The organism is Mucilaginibacter sp. P4_G9 (genome assembly GCF_056400985.1).
In genome coordinates, this window is sequence record NZ_JBFUKF010000164.1 from 1 (window position 1) to 18782 (window position 18782).

An 18782-nucleotide genomic window follows, 5' to 3' on the forward strand; every position below is an offset into this window, starting at 1 on the left:
ACCCCGGCCTACCCGCCAAATAACACCGGGAAGAATGGTGTTTTAATAAAAGGGTTAGATCAGCTGATAGATAGCCTAAGCAATAAACCTAAAAGGATTGTTACCGCCACTTATTTTGGTTCGGCGGCGGTATACTACGGCAACGCTTTACAATTAAGGAAAGATACCGCGCTTACGCAAGGCATCACGGTGCTGGCACTCATTGTGTTTTTAGGCTTGTACTTCCGCAAAAAGCGGGCGCCTTTTATAATTTTAATCCCGGTACTGTTTGGTTCCCTGTTTTCGCTTACCGCCATCTACTTTTTAAAGGGTAGCATTTCGGTCATCGCCCTGGGTACAGGTTCGGTTGTGCTGGGTATCGCCATCAATTACTCGCTGCACGTATTTAACCATTACCGGCACACCAAAAGCGTGGAGCAGGTATTGAAGGATTTGGTGATGCCCCTTACCGTTGGCAGTTTTACCACCATAGGCGGTTTTCTGTGCCTGGAGTTTGTAGAATCGGAAATATTGAAAGACCTGGGCCTTTTTGCCGCCTTTAGTTTAACAGGCGCGTCCATTTGTTCGCTGGTATTTTTGCCGCAGTTTATATCGACAAAAAAAGAGCAGGAAAACCATAAAGTGATCCAGCTTTCATGGATCGATAAACTGGCGTCCTTTAACCCGGAGTATAACAAGTTTGTTGTTATAGGCATCGTCCTGCTTACCGGTGTATTTTTTTACAAGGCCAATGAGGTAACCTTTGAGTTTGATGTAGCCAAAATGAACTACATGCCCCCGCAATTGCAGCAATCGCAAAATAAGCTCAACAAGATTAACCAATACGCCCTGCAATCGGTGTACCTGGTATCCGAAGGAAAAACTTTAGACAGGGCACTGGCGAACAATGAGAAGCTGGCCGCCAAAATTGAAAAGCTGAAGGAGCAGGGGATTGTCAAAAGATCCTCGGATGTATCCTCATTCATCATCTCAGATTCCCTGCAAAAAGCAAGGATAGCCCGCTGGAATACCTACTGGACATCCGAAAAAAAACAGCAGTTATTTACTACCCTTGAAAAAGAGGGGAAGGCACAAGGTTTCAGTGCATCGGCATTTGATAAATTTAAAACGCTGCTGAATAAAGATTTTTCGCATGCTGGTAATAACAGCGATGCGGTGGAGATCAGGAAAAGTTTTTTGGATAATTTTATTAATGAATATCCAGGCCACTCTACCGTGGTAACGCTGGTACAAACATCGCCGGATAAAAAAGGGGCTGTTTACAAAGCCTTTGAGAACGACCCAAATGTTACCGTTATTGATAAACAATACCTTACCAATAAACTGGTAGAGATCATCAATGCCGATTTTACCAAAATCGCGGTAATGTCGTCGCTATTGGTTTTTGTGGTACTGCTGTTAACTTATGGCCGCCTGGAATTGGCCTTAGTGTCTTTTATACCGATGGCTATATCCTGGGTCTGGATCCTTGGATTGATGGCTATTTTTGGCATCAGCTTTAATATTGTGAATATTATTATATCTGCACTGATATTTGGCTTGGGCGATGATTATAGCCTGTACATTATGGATGGCCTGTTGCAGGAATACAAAACTGGCAAAAAGGTATTATCATCCTATAAATCATCAATCTTTTTATCCGCCATAACTACTATCACTGGTTTGGGCGTATTGATATTTGCCAAACATCCTGCCTTAAGGTCGATAGCTTTTATTTCCATCATCGGGATCATCTGCGTAGTGATCATGTCGCAGATCCTGATCCCCTTCCTGTTCAATATCCTCATTAAAAACCGCACGCGGAAAAAGCAATTTCCGTGGACCATCAGTGGCTTTGTGATCAGCATTTTCGCATTCACTTATTTTGTAACTGGCTGTCTCATCCTATCAGCATTAGGATTTTTATTCAGGCTGAATCCATTCAATAAGGAGAAGGGTAAGCTGGTTTATCATGCCATCCTCGCGAGGTTCTCCTGGTCGATGATCTATATCATGGGCAATGTGAAAAAGGAGATCATTAATAAACATTTTGCCGATTTTGATAAACCGTCTGTGATCATTGCCAACCATCAGTCGTTTTTGGATATTTTGATATTGGTAATGCTAAGTCCGAGGCTCATCCTGTTCACCAATAACTGGGTGTGGAATTCGCCTGTATTTGGCGCAGTAGTGCGCATGGCCGATTACTTCCCTGTTGCACAAGGCACCGAAGCTAATATCGATCTGCTGGCCGGCAGGGTGAAGCAAGGGTATTCTATAGTTATTTTTCCCGAAGGCACCCGCTCTGTTGATGGGGATATCAAGCGTTTTCATAAAGGAGCGTTTTATTTGGCCGAACAGCTGCATATGGATATTCAACCTATCCTGATCCACGGCACCGGCTATTGCATGACCAAAGGCGATTTCCTGCTCAAGAACGGTAAGATCACCCTAAAATACCTGCCCCGGATAAAGCCCGCAGATACCAGTTTTGGAACTGGCTATTCTGAACGGACCAAAGCCATCAGCAAATATTTTAAGCAGGAGCACAAACAACTGAGCGCAGAGATACAGCAACCCCGCTATTACCGCGAGCAATTGATCTATAACTACCTCTACAAAGGCCCTATACTGGAGTGGTACATGAGGGTTAAAGTTAGCCTGGAGAAAAACTACCAGCAATTTCATGAGCTGCTGCCTTTGAAAGGCAAAATGCTTGATATTGGCTGCGGTTATGGCTTTATGCCTTATATGCTGCATTTTGCCGCACCTCAGCGCGCGTTTACCGGGATAGATTATGATGAGGATAAGATAGAAGTAGCCAATAATACCTTTAACAAAAACGCACTTATTAATTTTGAATATGCGGATGCGCTCAACTTTGCATTTGAAAAATATGATGCCGTCATTATTGCCGATGTACTGCATTACTTGCAGCCCCACGAACAAAAACTGATCACGGAACGCTGCATCAATAGCCTAAATCCGGGCGGGAGCGTCATAATCCGTGATGGGAATAAGGACCTGAAGGAAAAGCACAGAGGTACCGAACTTAGCGAGTTTTTTTCGACTAAGGTTGCAAAATTCAATAAAACAAGCAGAGGGCTGTCGTTTTTATCAGCACAACTGGTTGAGGATATAGCGGCAGCGAATAATATGGAGTGCCGGGTAATTGATGAGACAAAATACACATCAAATGTTATTTTTGTAATCAAACATAAAACTGGGAATTTAATAAATGGAGATTTATGATGCTGTAATTATCGGCAGTGGTATGGGGGGATTGGTGAGTGCCGATTTACTGAGCAGGGAAGGGTTTAAGGTTTGCGTGATCGAAAAAAACACGCAGATCGGCGGTTCGCTGCAGACCTATGTACGCGATAAAGTGATCTTCGACTCGGGCGTGCACTACCTTGGCGGCCTTGACAAAGGCCAGAATCTATACCAGATATTCAAATACCTCGACCTGATGGATAAGCTGAAACTACAAAAACAGGATGTTGTTTTTGATAAGATAGGCATCTATGGCGAAGAAGCAGAATACGAATATGCCCAGGGTTACGATAACTTCATCAGCCATATATTAAAACATTTTCCAGGTGAAGAAGCTGCCCTTAACGCCTATTGCGATAAGATTAAAGAAGTTTGCAGTAAATTTTCCTTATATAACTTAAGAAGCAGCGACGATTTTAATGAGAAATCGGGTGTACTGGAAATTGATACCAAAGGCTTTATTGAATCAATAACTGATAATCCGCGGCTGCAGGCTGTACTGGCAGGTAATAATGCCTTGTATGCCGGCCAGGCGGATAAAACTCCGTTTTACGTACACGCGTTGATCCTGAACAGCTATATCGAAAGTTCATATAAGTGCGTAGACGGCGGATCGCAGATAGCAAAGTACATTGCCAAAAATATCCGTTCACGGGGTGGGGTTATCAAACGCCATTGCGAGGTGAAGCGGATTGTTGTTGAAGATGGAAAGGTATCGCACGTGGAAACTGCCGATGGGATAAATATCCACGGCAGGCAATTCATCAGCAACGTGCACCCGGTGCAAACGCTGGAGATCACAGATTCGGATGTAATTAAGCCAGCTTACCGCAACCGCTTAAAAGGGTTGGAAAACTCGGTATCATCCTTTACCCTGAATGTGGTGTTCAAAAAAAACAGCTTTAAATATTTTAAACACAACTATTATATCGGAAAGGACGGTCACGTTTGGGATATAGCAGATTACAACGAGGAAAACTGGCCGCTTGGCTATGCCCTTTTTGTAGCAGCTACTTCAAAATCAAACGGGTACGCCGAGGGAATGTCGATACTTACTTATATGCGATTTGAGGAGATGAAACCCTGGGAGGGCACTTTTAACACAGTATCAAACGTTAATGAACGGGGCGAAACTTACGAGGAGTTTAAGATTCGCAAAAGTGAAAAACTGCTGGATATGGTGGAGAAAAAGTTTCCGGATATCCGGAGCCATATCAAATCCTACTACTCGGCCACGCCACTCTCGTACCGCGATTATATAGGTAATGGCGATGGTTCATTATACGGCGTTGTAAAAGATTACAAGCACACCTTAAAAACATTTATATCACCGCGAACAAAAATACCAAACCTGTACTTTACCGGCCAAAACCTTAACCTGCACGGTGTTTTAGGCACCGCCATGAGTGCGATAGTTACCTGCACAACTGTACTTGGCAACGATGCCATCATAGGGAAAATACGAAATGCATAAAAAATTTAGCTGGCGAAAATTTGGGAAAAGATTGCTTTATGCTTTCCTGGTTTTTGTGCTGCTGCTCATTGTCGGCATGGCTTACCTGTACGCAGTAGCTATCGATTATCCGCCAGAGCCCAAGGATTTGAGCAGCCTGCAACTAAAGCGCGCCGAGCCCTCCAAAGGTTTCTATACCATTAAAAACGACTGGTTCCGCAAAAGCAAGAGCGGTTTGTTTGAAATGTATGTAGAAGGTAAACCCTTTGAACGTGGCGTCATCAACGGTAAGCTAAGCCAGGAACTGGTAGTAGCCCAGGAGGATCATTTTGTAGAACAGATTGGCAGGATAGTTCCATCTAAATTTTATCAGCATTTTTTAAAATACTTTATAGCCTGGTTTAACCGCAATTTGGATAAGAACGTTACGGAGGAATACAAAGAGGAGATCTATGGTATATCTAAATCGGCATCAGATAAGTATCAGTACATCGGCTCCAACTACCAGCGTATCCTGAACTACCATGCCGCCCATGATATTGGTCACGCGCTGCAAAGCATGGCTTTGGTGGGCTGCACCTCGTTTGGTACCTGGGGTATAAAAAGTGAAGACAGCACGATGATCATCGGCCGTAATTTCGATTTTTATGTGGGCGATAAATTCGCGCAGGACAAAATCGTGGCATTTTTTAACCCGACAGAAGGTTATAAGTTTATGACCGTTACCTGGGGAGGCTTCATTGGCGCCGTATCCGGGATGAACGAAAAGGGTGTAAGCGTAACCATCAATGCCGATAAAACCAATATCCCTGCCGCCGCAGCAACACCCGTATCATTAGTGGCCCGCGAGATCTTACAGTATGCCAAAAACATACGGGAAGCTTACGCCATAGCTGCAAAGCGCAAGATGTTTGTATCCGAAGCTTTCCTGGTTGCCTCTGCTGCTGATAACAAGGCCGTAGTGATTGAGAAAACCCCCGATACGCTGGATATGTACGACCCGCACCAGGGTTACATTGTTTGCGCCAACCATTTTCAGAGCAAGGGCCTGGGCAAATCAAAAGAGAATAAAGTACAGATGGCAGAAAGTGCCTCCCCTTACCGCTATAACCGCCTTATGGAACTGCTGAATGCCAACGGCAAAAACACCGTACAAAAAACCATCGCCATCCTGCGCGACCAGAAAGGAATGCATGGTGCAGATATTGGCATGGGTAACGAGAAGGCCATCAACCAGCTAATAGCGCATCATAGCATTGTATTTGAACCTAAAAAACTGTTGGTTTGGGTAAGCACTTCGCCATGGCAATTGGGCGAATACGTGGCCTATGATCTGAAAAAAGTGTTTTGCCTGCGGGGCATGAAAAACGACCAGGAAATTAACGAGCAGAACCTCACTGTACCGGCGGATGCTTTTCTTTCAACCACCCAATACCAGAATTTTGTAAACTTCCGCAAAATGAGGCAACAGGTACTTGACGGCGAAACCATAAACACCGATAGCCTGGTAGCAACCAACCCGCAATATTACCACGCCTATGTTATAGCCGGCGATTATTCGTTTAAGCACGAAGAATATAAAAAAGCGTTGCAATATTACCAAAGGGCTTTAACCAGGGTTATTGCTACCAGGAAGGAAGCGGACCATATCAGGATACAGCTCAGCAAATGTGAAAAAAAGTTGAAATAACTTTAGTAAAAATGTTCAGGATAACACATTTAACAGCTCCTGTTGCTTGGCTAATGAACAAAACTCTAAACGCACAAAAAACGTGCTGCCCACATTTTGTTCACTGGTGAACCATATTTTTCCACCCTGTAATGCAGCAAACTCCTGGCAAAGCACCAGGCCCAAACCTGCGCCTTTTTCCTTGCCGGTTCCGAATGTTGACTTAGCGGAAAGTGAAAATAAACCGGCTTGTTGAGGCAGGGGAATGCCATCCCCTGTATCTGCTACCTTAACGATGCAATTGCCATCTATAACTTCGGCGCTTACTGTTACTTTTCCTCCGGGATAGGTAAATTTAATGGCGTTTATAACTAAATTCCTTATAACCAGCTGCAACATATCCCTGTCACCGATTACACAAATATAATTCGTTAAATCATGACGAAGTTCTATTGATTTTTCTTTGGCGATGTTTGTTAAAATCTGGAGTGTATTATCTAATGTCAGAAACAAGTTTAAAGGCATCAGCTTTACCTGCACTGATTCCATTTGGCTTTTAGTCCATGAAAGTACATTGGTTRACAGGTAAGAGGTATCTTGTGTGCGCCTTAATAGTTCTTTTTCGATACCAATTCTTTCAGATTCATCAAGTTTATATTCGGTAAGCAGCTCCAGGAAACCCTGCAGTGATGATAGTGGCTCTTTAAGGTCGTGCGCCAAAATGGAGAGCAATTTGTTTTTGGTATTGTTGCTTACTTCAAGTGCTCTTGCCTTCTGCTCTACAATCCTCCGCTCCTGGTTATAGGCATTTCGGATATAAACAATAACCAGCAGCATAAGTATTACAGTTGCAATATAACTGTAACTAAAGTCAATAAAACGGCTTGTCCTGCTGTTATAGGTATTTTGGATCCAGCCTGGATGGATGTTTTCTATAAACAATAAGCCTAAGATAATGCCTACGTTTAGGGGAAGCCATATCCAGTATTGTTTTTGTGGGATGATTGCTACCGTAACAAAAAACGATAGAATAAAAACCACATACCCTGGGCCATTAATGCCCGAATTGTAATAGTAATTGGCAATTAATAACAGGTTATTGGATATCAGGAAAACCGTAATACCGATGTTGAGCTTATTCCGGAACCTGGAAAAATAGTAAATTAAAGAAACGTCCACGAAAATTATCGCCATCAATATAGCCAGCTCCGGAAGGCCAATTAAATAATTAAAAGGGATGTTGATGCCAATGAATAGTAATACAACTATACGGTGGTTTACATGTACCGCCAGCCTATCGGCATAATCTTTGGCTGTGCGCAGCTTTAATTTTTGATCTTGCGATTCGATAGGGAACTGTCGCTCAAGCAGCTCGTGAAACAGGGATGATACCCTTGCCACGGCTGTATGGCCTGGATAAAGCGCCACAGCGGGCTGAAGCTTTTGGCCCTGGTGGATAAGTTCTAAAATGTAGTTGCGCAGCAGGTCATACTTGAAAGCATAGTTTGATGATAGTTCCTGGTGCATTTTGCGGAAGATAGCAGTGATCCCGGCAGCTTCATCATCGCTAAGCTGGAAGATGGGATAGCCGCCGGGTTTAAAGATGGGCAAATCATCCAGCACAACCCCACTTTTAGCCTGAACAAGGAAATCATCTGTAAAGATGCAGAAGTAGCCATGCTGGTCGTCGTCCAGCGGTTCCCAGTTATAGGGAATCTTTGGGGTAGCAAACAACAGGGCATTTTTTTCAATGTCGATCACTTTATCGGCATACTCCGCCTTGTTGTGGCCGTTTATTAAACTGATCTTATAATAAGCCCGCCTGTTATAAGGCATAGCGCCCTTTTTGTCGAGCTCATCAATGTTGAATACATTAAAATGGCCTATTTCTTTATTAATCCCCTCCGGAACAAAAGTTGCGGTTTGCTTATAAAATTCATCTAAGGTAATTACGTCCATAAGTTGCCCATTGTTGTAAAATCCCAATGCGGAGTAAATGTATGAACTTTAATAAGTTAAGGCATGCAAAAATCAATAATGCTACTTCTGTATAAAGTCATTTTTATAACTAATTAAAATAAACCCAGGTCGCTTTCTGACCTATCAAGATAACCCCATTCTTGGTCCCTGCCTAATGACGGATATTTACAGCTATCATCTTTTAAAACCCGGTAAACCATCCAACATATTAAAAGTGGGGATGCCAGGAACATAGCGGCAAGCAAGGTGAGGGAATATCCGCTTGCAAATATAATTATGTAACAGGCAAGGTAAATAGTTAGTATACTAACTGCAGCTTTTGCGTTCATAATTTTAAGTTTATATGATAACAAATGGCGTGAAAGCTATGTTTTAAACGGGACAAAATATTATAGTTCCAAAGTTGATTCAACTATGTTTGTCTATATTTTGTGGCTGCATATTCAATACTCTGCATGCGGGCACACAAGCCAGTAAAAACCTTTGCAGCAACAGGAGGATAAAAATTGAGTAAACAGTCTATTCCTAATACATTCCTTGCCAGTTCAAAGGTTCGGGAAACAAATTCTTATATCTTTCTTCGCCAAACGTATCAATATATTTGTACCACCTCGAAATGTATTCCTCGCCAAGTCCCATTCTCCAAAACATGTCGCCCTGATCTGTATTAGGAAATGAAACCCAGGGAGGAAAAATGACACCCGGCAGATGACAGATTTCCTTTAACTCACCACGTACTTTCATCAAAATTTGCCCGAGTAAATTTTTTCCTGATCCATCCCCCCCGTCAGCCCAATAGTTGTCATTCACAGTATGTTCAATGATCAAACTGTCCCCGGTCTCCAAAAGAACTTTTTTCAACACAGGATTTTGAAGGAATTTCGCACGCACGCCGTTGTGCATTACGGTATCTTTTACAAGCTCCCAGTCGTCTCTTAAGATGTTAGCGCGACTTCGCCCCTCTTTTGCAGCATCCATCGGCGATTTCATTACTTTTATTCTATCCCAGACTCCAAAGTCATGGAATTTGCTTGCCTGGAAAAAATGCTCAACTGTCGGCCATACTTCATTGAACAGTACCAGCGGGGAAGGATAGAAATTAGAAAATTCGCCGTACTTATCCCCAACTTTATAAAATTTAATCTCGTTTGCCATCGTTTCTTCCGGTTAATAATTGCATTCTATGTGATGTCTCCCAATATAGAGTATTTCTGCCGCCATATTGAAAAATGATATCCTCACAAGGTTCCCGGCAGTTCCTCCCACCCATTGTGAATTTTACGGAATGGTTTTTCGCTCCAATTGTACGCCGCGTAACTATGTTTGTCTGTACTTTGTGGCTGCATATTCATAAGCTTAAAAATACAAAATCCAGCATGAAACGTGCATCGGGGATTTGCATATTCAATACTTAGCAAGCTGTTTTTTTGCTAAAAGTCTACATTCACCAGTGGCCTTACAAGATTTGCATTAATTCGGTTGCTGAAGGAACAAAAGAAACTTTTGAAGACAATGTATTTATACACCAACTTCAAAAAATTAAAACCTTTATGCAACATTTTCGATTAATGATGTTATAAAAGGAGATTTTTGCTTTAATTTGTTGACTATGTTAAAAACCAGACTTGCCCTGCTTTCATCGGCACTAATAGCCTGCGGTATTTCGGTAAGCGCCCAGCAAACCGATACACTGAAAAAGGACACCGTTAAAATTGATACCGCGCAGATTAACAAACTCAGGATAGATCCGCGTAAAAACGCTATTCCTACAAGGGTAAGGCCAATCCAGATCCAGCGAGAACAGATTCCGGTTACCCTGATGGATTATAAGGTAATCTACTGGAAAAAGGCTGTCATTTTCGGGCTCAATTTCAGCCAGTCGGCCTTTAGTAACAACTACAGCGCGGGTGGTGTAAATTCGGTAGCATTAGGGTCAAACTTTGTTTACCATACCGAATATAATAAAGCACCGTTTAGCTATGTATCCGAGCTTAACCTAACCTATGGCGTTGCCAAAAACAAAGGGCAGGGCAAACGTAAAACCAACGACAGGATCTATTTTGATAATAAACTGGCTTCCCAATTATCCAAACACTGGTATTTTTTCGGAGCGCTCACGTTTGAGTCGCAATTTGATAAGGGCTTTAACTATATTGACCAGGGAAACGGCAAATTCGATTCGCAACTGATCTCGAACTTCATGTCGCCGGGCTATTTAACCGAATCAATAGGTTTTGAGTTCAAGCCAGCCAGTTATTTCGATCTCCGTTTAGGTACAGGTACCGCCCGCCAAACATTTGTTACCGATACTACTATATATCATAACCAGCCGTCAAATTACGGCGTACCTATAGGTCATACCGTAAAAAACGACCTGGCTTTCCAGATGGTGGCTCTTTTTGATAAAGACCTGGCGAAAAATGTGCATTTAAATGCACGTTACGCGCTGTTTATTCCTTATGGCGAATCGTCGAAATTTATAACCCACCGTATTGATGCGGTTTTGTCAGCCCGGGTAAACCGGTTAATAAACGTTACCATAAACGGCACCATGCTGTATGATAAACGAACAGCACGGGACGTACAAGGAACCGAAGGATTGGCTTTAGGAATTTTATATAGATTCCCGTAAGGTTAGTCATTGGTCATTTGCTTCGTGTCATTGCTCATCGGTGCTTCTCCCCAGCTCATGACGCACCTCCGCCATGTCATTGCTGCAGCGCTGAAACCGCCGTCCGAACGTCTGACAGTCCTTCGTCCAAAAGTCCGATAGTCCTTTGTCCAAAAAATCTTTTACCCCAAAAATCACATCGTCTTCGCGCATCTTAAATCATCGTACACATCCTGCTTCAAATTAATTTTCAAAATCATACCTTTGTAACCTCAAAACTGGGATAATAATAATGTTTGAAAATCTTTCGGATAAACTCGACAGGGCCTTTAAGGTACTGAAGGGACAAGGAACTATTACTGAGATAAACGTGGCCGAGACCATGAAGGAAATTCGCAAAGCCCTTCTGGATGCCGACGTAAACTATAAAACCGCCAAAGCATTTACTGATGATGTAAGGCAAAAGGCACTGGGTAACAATGTATTAACAGCCATATCGCCGGGCCAGTTGCTCACCAAGCTCATGAGCGATGAGCTTACCGAACTAATGGGCGGCTCAACTGCCGAACTGGAGCTTAAAGCATCGCCAACCATTATATTAATTGCCGGTTTAAACGGTGCAGGTAAAACCACCTTTACCGGCAAGCTGGCCAATTACTTAAAAACACAAAAGGGCAAAAAGCCATTATTAGTTGCCGATGATATTTACCGCCCCGCGGCGATAGACCAGCTGCAGGTACTGGGTCAACAGATAGGTGTACCGGTTTATGCCAACCTGGAGTCGAAAGATCCGGTGGCTATAGCCCGCGAGGGTATTGCGCTGGCAAAGCAAAACGGCCATAACGTGGTGATTATTGATACCGCCGGTCGTTTAGCTATTGATGAGGCCATGATGGTGGAGATTGAGCAGGTAAAAGATGCCGTAAAACCGCATGAGATCCTGTTTGTGGTAGATTCTATGACAGGCCAGGATGCAGTGAACACCGCCAAGGTGTTTAATGATCGCCTTGACTTTACCGGTGTGGTTTTAACCAAGCTTGACGGTGATACCCGTGGTGGTGCCGCGTTATCAATAAAATCTGTTGTTAACAAACCTATCAAATTTATTGGTACAGGCGAGAAGATGGAAGCGCTTGACGTTTTCCACCCCGATCGTATGGCATCCAGGATTTTGGGTATGGGCGATGTGGTTTCCCTTGTTGAGCGTGCCCAGCAGCAGTTTGACGAGAAGGAAGCTGCCGAACTGCAAAAGAAAATCCGCAAAAACAAGTTTGATTTTAACGACTTTTACAGCCAGATACAGCAGATCAAGAAAATGGGTAACATGAAGGACCTGATGGGCATGATACCGGGTGTGGGCAAAATGATGAAGGATGTGGAGATTGATGACAACGCCTTTAAAGCTATTGAAGCCATCATCCAATCCATGACACCTTTCGAAAAATCAAATCCGGAGACCATTAACCAAAGCCGTCGCAATCGTATTGCTAAAGGCTCGGGTACTGATCTTACCGAAGTAAACCGCCTCATGAAACAGTTTGACGACATGAAAAAGGTGATGAAGCAAATGAGCAACCCCGCCGCCATGGCCAGCATGATGCGCCGGATGCCGAAAATGTAAACAGTACCCCCAATCTCCTGACGATGGTATCGGGGACATAATATTTGAAAACAAAACCTATGGCAATATGCTATGGGTTTTGTTGCTTAAGCACATCTCTTGTTCTCTTTTTTATAATATTATTGGCTTATTGTCTTCTTTTTGTATACTATTATATACAAATGCAGGTATATACTTACGCTATTCTGTGTAATTTAACCTAACGGCATAACCTTTGTTTACATGTTGCCATGGTGCCGGTTTATTAATCCGGCATACCATACCATAAACTAAATAGAAAACACAATGAAAAATTTATTTAAATCAGTATTGTTTACAGCTGCCTTATTTGCCGCAAAAACCAGCATGGCGCAGGTAAACGTAGGTGCAGCAACAGCAACAAAAATTGTTACCCAGGCAGCTTTACCATCAGTTAACGCAGCGGCAGTAGCTCAAAAAGCAGCAACCCAGGCAACCAATGTCAGCAACCAGGCCGCGGCCCAGGCTCAAAGCGCAGCTGTACGTACAGCCGCCCAAACACAGGCTGCAACTAATGCAGCAGCAGGTGGGGCACAGGAAGTAGCCGCAAACCAGGCAGCAAGCGTTAGCGGCAATGTTAATACCGCAGTAAGTACAAATGCAGCGGCTGCAGTTAACAAAGCAAACGTAGCAGCCGACGCTTCTGGTTCAGGAAGTTTAAATGGCTCTGCATCGGCAGATAAGGCAACAAATGCAGCAGGTACTGCCGCAGCTTTATCAAAGAATGCTGCCGCCGACGCATCAGCTAATGTTAATGCTAAAGCAAATGAAGTAGCCGCAACGGCAGCAGCAAGAAAAGCTGCTACTGTTAAAACTGCTGCAGCTACAAGCAGAAAAGCAATAGTCGCAAGAAAAAGCGTTAGCGTAAGTAACAAAGAAAACTTAAAAGGTTCTGGAAGTGCCGCAACAACCTCAAAAAGTGCTAAAGTAGGTTTATCAAACAGTGGTTCATCTGCAACAACTGTAAAAGCCGGCAAAAAGAGCGCAGCTGTAGGCGCTTCAGGAAGTGGTTCGGCTAAAGTTAGCGCTGTTAAACAATAACATAAATTATAGTAATATCATTAACAAAAGGGCCACTAATGCCCTTTTGTTAATTTGAAACCTGAGCATCCCCTATGAAAAAATATAAACTTATTATGTTACTCATAATTATGGGTGGCAGCATATCTTCATTTGCCCAGAAAAAAGATACTATAGCAAAAAAAACACAGGTAAAAGAGCTTTTTGTAAACGCCGGCATTCAATATATCTCGAACCTGACCTACGCAGGCCGCCGGGATGAAAGCAGCGTGCCTTTGCTATTGCCTACACTCACCCTGGTAAGCAAACATGGCCTTTTCCTAAGTGCAATTGGCTATTTCGACCTTAACGGCTCAAAATCAGGCGCTGAAGGTTTAAGCGTTACACCAGGGTACGTTTTTGGGTTTGATAGTAAAAAATATTATGGTGGTACAATTTCGGCAACCAAGTTTTTTATCACCAAGAGCAGTCCGATTATCCTTGCGTCTTTTGATGCCACTATTGACGGGCAGTTGTATGCTAACCCGGATAATATTGTGAAACTGACAGTTGGTGGAAGCTATCGCTTTGGTAAAAACAGCAGCCATGATATTATCAATACTGCTGAACTATCTAAAGAGATCTTCGCTGTAAAGACCGGTGCAACCAAATTAAATGGTTTAAAGTTTACCCCTACAGCCACACTTTATGCCGGTACACAGTCGTTTTACCAAACCTATTATACCGAATCGCAGGTAACTCGCTCAGTAGAAACGCCACAGAAACAAACACCCATCAATATATTGTTTCCTAATCAGCCTAAACAAACCATCATTACCCAAACCGTAACCCAGGAAAACCAAAGGGAGGTAAAGCAATACAAATTGCTGGCCTTCAGCGGATCGGTCCCTATTACGTATGCAATTAACAAATGGCAGATAATTTTTACTCCTTACCTTATCAAGCCATTTAACCAGGTTGATTATGTAAATAATACATCAAAAAACGGGCTTTACTTTTTGTTTACAGCAGGGGCGAGTATTACGTTTTAAGAGATGGATAATGACTTAAACCTGTTTCCTGTTTTTAACCGTTTACAGATATGTTAATAAGCGGGCAAAGGGACTACAGAACTCTTTTTTATTAGCTTTGTGCAGTACAGATGTTTAACGCTGCTTTTAACATGCATAAATACACAATAGCGCTTTTAGCCACCTCTTTTTTGTTTTCGTTTTCCGCAAAAGCCCAGGTACCCGGCTCACCAATTGATGTACAGCACTACACATTTGCCATACAGCTAAATGATGCCGATAATAATATCAAAGGCGAAGCAACGATTGCGGTTAAGTTTATAAAAGATGTAAGCTCCTTCAGCCTTGACCTGGTTAAGGAAAACAGCGCCGGTAAGGGAATGACGGTATCATCCATAACCGAAAATGGCAAAAGCTTGAAATTTGAGCAGGATAGTGACGCGGTTAAAATATACACCATGGTAAAAGCCCCCAGCAGGCATAGCTTTGTAATTAGTTACGAAGGTATACCGGCCGACGGGCTCATCATATCAACCAATAATTTTGGTCACCGTACTTTTTTTGGCGATAACTGGCCAAACAGGGCACATAACTGGCTGCCCTGCGTTGATGCCCCTGCAGACAAAGCCACCGTTGATTTTATAGTAACCGCACCCGATCATTACCAGGTGGTATCCAACGGGCTGAAATTGGAGGAGAAACCATTACCCAACCAGTTAAAACTTACCCACTGGCAGGAAAATATAGTATTGTCCACCAAAGTAATGGTAATAGGCGTTGCCGATTTTGCCATTGACCATACCGGCGATGTAAGCGGCATCCCAATTTATACCTATGTATTCCCCGAGAATAAAGAGGTTGGATTTAAAAGCTACGCGCTGGCCAAAGAGATCCTTCCGTTTTTTATAAAAAATGTTGGTCCTTACAGTTATGAAAAACTGGCCAATGTGCAATCAAAAACCATATTTGGCGGCATGGAAAATGCAAGTGCAATATTTTATTTCGAGGAATCGGTTAGCAGTAAAGGCATAGAAGAATTGATGGCGCATGAAATAGCCCACCAGTGGTTTGGCGATGGCGCAAGCGAAAAAAGCTTTGCTCATTTATGGCTAAGCGAGGGGTTTGCTACCTACATGACCAGCCTGTACCTTGAAAATAAATATGGTATTGATACCTTAAAAAAACGCTTGACCCAGGATAGAAAAACCGTTTTTGATTTTGAAAAAAAGCGCATCACACCCGTGGTTGATACCGCTGTAAAAGACAAATACATGCAATTGCTAAACGCCAACAGCTACCAAAAAGGCGGCTGGGTTTTGCACATGCTAAGGCGAAAGCTGGGTGATGCCGTTTTTTGGAAAGGAGTAAGCAATTATTACACAAAATATAACGGACGCAATGCCAATACCGCAGACTTATGCCAGGTGATAGAGCAAGCAAGCGGCCAAAACCTGAAACCGTTTTTTAAACAATGGTTAAGAACCGCAGGACATCCTGATTTGGGGATAACCTGGCAATATGATACAGCTAAACAAATGATCAATATCAACATCAGGCAAAAACAAAGCTATTTATATGAGTTCCCCCTTGAAATTGCTGTTGATGGCCGTGTTCACAGTATGGTTGTAAAAAATATAACAACAACCGTACAGATCCCTTTGAAAGCCAAGCCGCAAACTATAAACATCGACCCTGATATTAATTTATTAGCCTCGTTTGATGTAATGGCTAAATAGCTGATTGGCAATAAATATTTGTAATAAAGTTATTTCAAACTGTTGTAAAATAGAAATTTATAATTATCATTGTGTAATACCTACACAATGATAATTGCGGTTTGATGATCTGTTTCATTTACACAATTTCATGGTCGTGGTATAAATTATTCAGCCCCCGGATAATCCATAACCAATTATAATAAACCATGAAAAAAAATTCCACATTTTGGACTTTGCTGGCGTTATGCCTGATGCCTGTATTTGGTTATTGCCAAAGCAGCGATGCCGTTGTTGCAGGCGAAAACGTAGCCGTAACCAGTACCGATAACGGGCAGGTGCGCGGGTATATTCACAACGGCACGTATAACTACAAAGGCATTCCCTACGCACAGTCCAAACGTTTTATGGCTCCCGAAAAGCCGGTACACTGGCAAGGTGTACGTGCATCATTAGTTTATGGTGCGGTATGCCCTATTGACCCTACCACCACAGCTAATGACCCTATTGAATTTGGCTTTCAGCACAATTGGGGTTATATGAACGAGGATTGTCTGAAACTTAACGTTTGGACACCAGGTATTAACGACCAAAAGAAGCGGCCGGTTATGGTGTGGCTGCATGGTGGTGGCTTTTCTGCCGGTTCGGCTATTGAATTGCCCTCCTATGATGGTGAAAACCTGAGCAAAAAAGGTGATGTGGTAGTGGTATCCATCAATCACCGGTTAAACCTGCTTGGGTTCTTAAATCTATCGGCCTATGGCGATAAATACAAATCATCGGCAAATGCCGGGATGATGGATATAGTTGCCGCGCTGCAATGGGTTAAGCAAAACATAGCCAGCTTTGGCGGCGATCCGGACAATGTGACCATTTTTGGTCAATCGGGCGGTGGCGCAAAGGTATCTACGCTTATGAATGCACCATCTGCTAAAGGGCTGTTTCAAAAAGCCATTGTTCAAAGCGGTAGTTATCGCAGCGATTTTATGACTGCTGATCTTTCTAAACGAATTGGTGCGGCTGTGCTTGAGGCATTAAGCCTGCAACCGGCGCAGGTTGACTCTCTCCAGGCCATGTCATATGAGCGCCTGAGCGCTGCCACCAAAAAGGCAATGGCGAAAGTACAGGCACAGTTAAAAGCGGAAGGAAAGCCGGTAGGCGCTTTTGGCCTGATGTGGGAACCATCTGTTGATGGGGCTTTTTTACCTTATAATATAAGTGACCCGGCAGCTATTGAAATTTCAAAGAATATTCCGCTATTGGTAGGATCAACCAAAACCGAGTTTATGGCTTCGCTTATCAACCCGGCAATAAGAAATTATACACTTGATGAAGTTAAAACCAACCTGGAAAAGAAATATGGCGATAAAACAGATACTTACATGGCCGAAGTTTTAAAAGCCTATCCGGGCACAGTAAAACCATCCGATTACCTGGATATCGACCTTGCAACTTTCAGGCCGGGTGTTGTTCGCCAGGCAAATGCAAAGGCTATTGCCGGGGCAGCACCTGTTTATATGTATATGTTCACCTGGCAATCTCCCGTGGCCGATGGTATGTTTAAATCTATCCACTGCATTGATATCTGTTTTGAGTTTGATAACATCAGGCGATGTGAGGAAATGACCGGTGGCGGCAAGGAAGCATATGCCTTAGCTGCTAAAATGAGCCAGGCATGGATCAATTTTGCACGTACAGGTAATCCAAATGCCAAAGGCCTGCCCAACTGGCCTGCATACACCGCTCAAAACGGGGCCGCTATGTTGTTTGATAATAAGCCGGAGGTAAAGTTTCACCATGATGCCACTTTACTTCAAATGGCATCAGCAAAATAAATGAACATTAAGCTTTCATCGTATAAAAACGGCCGCTTTTCCGGCCGTTTTTTGTTGCATTACAAGCTTACGTAAGTGTGTGTTTTATAATTGCATTATGCCGTTACTTAAACATTACTTACCAACAGTTAAATTTTGTTAATTACGGCATTTTTACGCAACAAAATTTTGCAGATTGCGTTAATAACCAAATAACAACCAAGAACAGGTTGATTATTTTGAATATTTAACCCTAAAACCCTAACATTATGAACGCATCAGGAATCTCAAAATCCATTTATGTAACAGCTTACAGGTGGAGTGCAAAAAATTTCGGACAAGGTGGCTTACCTAAGTTTAATTCACTTTTTGGTGTAAGTTTCCTGATGATCCTTTTATTAACCAATTTGTTGGTGCTCACCCAGCTTTGCTTAAGCCAGCAGTGGTTTAATATAACCGATGTAACTGCTTCCGTTATGCTTTTGGCAACCACCGGGGTTTTACTCCTAAATTATTTTATACTGCTTAACAACGGCCGGTTCAAAAGATGGAACATTGCTTTTGAAAAACTGAGCAAAAATCACCAAAAAATCTGGTCTGTTATGCTGATGGCTTATGC

General features: G+C 42.8%; 13 protein-coding genes. 10 read left to right on the forward strand and 3 right to left on the reverse strand.

Going from position 1 to position 18782, the window contains the following annotated elements:
• The 3 genes from AC1DPZ_RS14930 to AC1DPZ_RS14940 form a co-directional block, all read left to right on the forward strand.
• The coding region (locus AC1DPZ_RS14930; protein ID WP_477404706.1) for a 1-acyl-sn-glycerol-3-phosphate acyltransferase at window positions 1-3231 on the forward strand (3231 nt) is incomplete at its 5' end.
• Complete coding sequence (locus AC1DPZ_RS14935; RefSeq protein WP_477404708.1) at window positions 3218-4726, forward strand: phytoene desaturase family protein; 1509 nt, start codon at window positions 3218-3220, stop codon at window positions 4724-4726. The genes AC1DPZ_RS14930 and AC1DPZ_RS14935, both read left to right, overlap by 14 nt.
• Window positions 4719-6395 carry a C45 family autoproteolytic acyltransferase/hydolase gene (locus AC1DPZ_RS14940; RefSeq protein ID WP_477404710.1) on the forward strand — a complete coding sequence of 559 codons (1677 nt, stop codon included), beginning with the start codon at window positions 4719-4721 and terminating at the stop codon, window positions 6393-6395. Before AC1DPZ_RS14935 ends, AC1DPZ_RS14940 begins: the two co-directional genes overlap by 8 nt.
• 15 nt (window positions 6396-6410) lie before the next feature.
• Here the strand turns inward: AC1DPZ_RS14940 and AC1DPZ_RS14945 are convergent, their stop codons facing one another.
• The 3 genes from AC1DPZ_RS14945 to AC1DPZ_RS14955 form a co-directional block, all read right to left on the reverse strand.
• Entirely contained in the window at window positions 6411-8333 is a 1923-nt protein-coding gene (locus AC1DPZ_RS14945; RefSeq protein ID WP_477404712.1) for a sensor histidine kinase, read from the reverse strand.
• A 113-nt stretch (window positions 8334-8446) separates the two neighbouring features.
• Window positions 8447-8683, reverse strand: a complete 237-nt coding sequence (locus AC1DPZ_RS14950; RefSeq protein ID WP_477404714.1) for a hypothetical protein — start codon at window positions 8681-8683, stop codon at window positions 8447-8449.
• A gap of 196 nt (window positions 8684-8879) precedes the next feature.
• Window positions 8880-9509, reverse strand: coding sequence for an NADAR family protein (locus AC1DPZ_RS14955; protein ID WP_477404716.1), 630 nt, complete (start codon window positions 9507-9509; stop codon window positions 8880-8882).
• Between the two features lie 454 nt (window positions 9510-9963).
• Here AC1DPZ_RS14955 and AC1DPZ_RS14960 point away from each other — a divergent pair, with 454 nt between their 5' ends.
• The 7 genes from AC1DPZ_RS14960 to AC1DPZ_RS14990 all read left to right on the forward strand — a co-directional run.
• A complete protein-coding gene (locus AC1DPZ_RS14960) occupies window positions 9964-10986 on the forward strand; it encodes a DUF3078 domain-containing protein (RefSeq protein WP_477404718.1) in 1023 nt (340 codons plus the stop codon).
• 271 nt (window positions 10987-11257) lie between these two features.
• On the forward strand, window positions 11258-12586 hold the full coding sequence (ffh, locus tag AC1DPZ_RS14965) for a signal recognition particle protein (protein WP_477404720.1): 1329 nt from the start codon (window positions 11258-11260) through the stop codon (window positions 12584-12586).
• Window positions 12587-12871: 285 nt separating this feature from the next.
• Window positions 12872-13645 (forward strand): hypothetical protein, encoded by a 774-nt coding sequence (locus tag AC1DPZ_RS14970; protein ID WP_477404722.1) that lies wholly within the window; start codon window positions 12872-12874, stop codon window positions 13643-13645.
• A 95-nt stretch (window positions 13646-13740) separates the two neighbouring features.
• On the forward strand, window positions 13741-14655 hold the full coding sequence (locus tag AC1DPZ_RS14975) for a hypothetical protein (RefSeq protein WP_477404724.1): 915 nt from the start codon (window positions 13741-13743) through the stop codon (window positions 14653-14655).
• A 131-nt stretch (window positions 14656-14786) separates the two neighbouring features.
• Window positions 14787-16370: a M1 family metallopeptidase gene (locus tag AC1DPZ_RS14980; protein WP_477404726.1), complete on the forward strand. Its 1584-nt coding sequence runs from the start codon at window positions 14787-14789 to the stop codon at window positions 16368-16370.
• A 188-nt stretch (window positions 16371-16558) separates the two neighbouring features.
• Window positions 16559-18184, forward strand: a complete 1626-nt coding sequence (locus AC1DPZ_RS14985; protein WP_477404728.1) for a carboxylesterase/lipase family protein — start codon at window positions 16559-16561, stop codon at window positions 18182-18184.
• A 248-nt stretch (window positions 18185-18432) separates the two neighbouring features.
• Window positions 18433-18782 (forward strand): hypothetical protein (locus AC1DPZ_RS14990; RefSeq protein WP_477404730.1); only part of this gene is annotated, 350 nt, incomplete at its 3' end.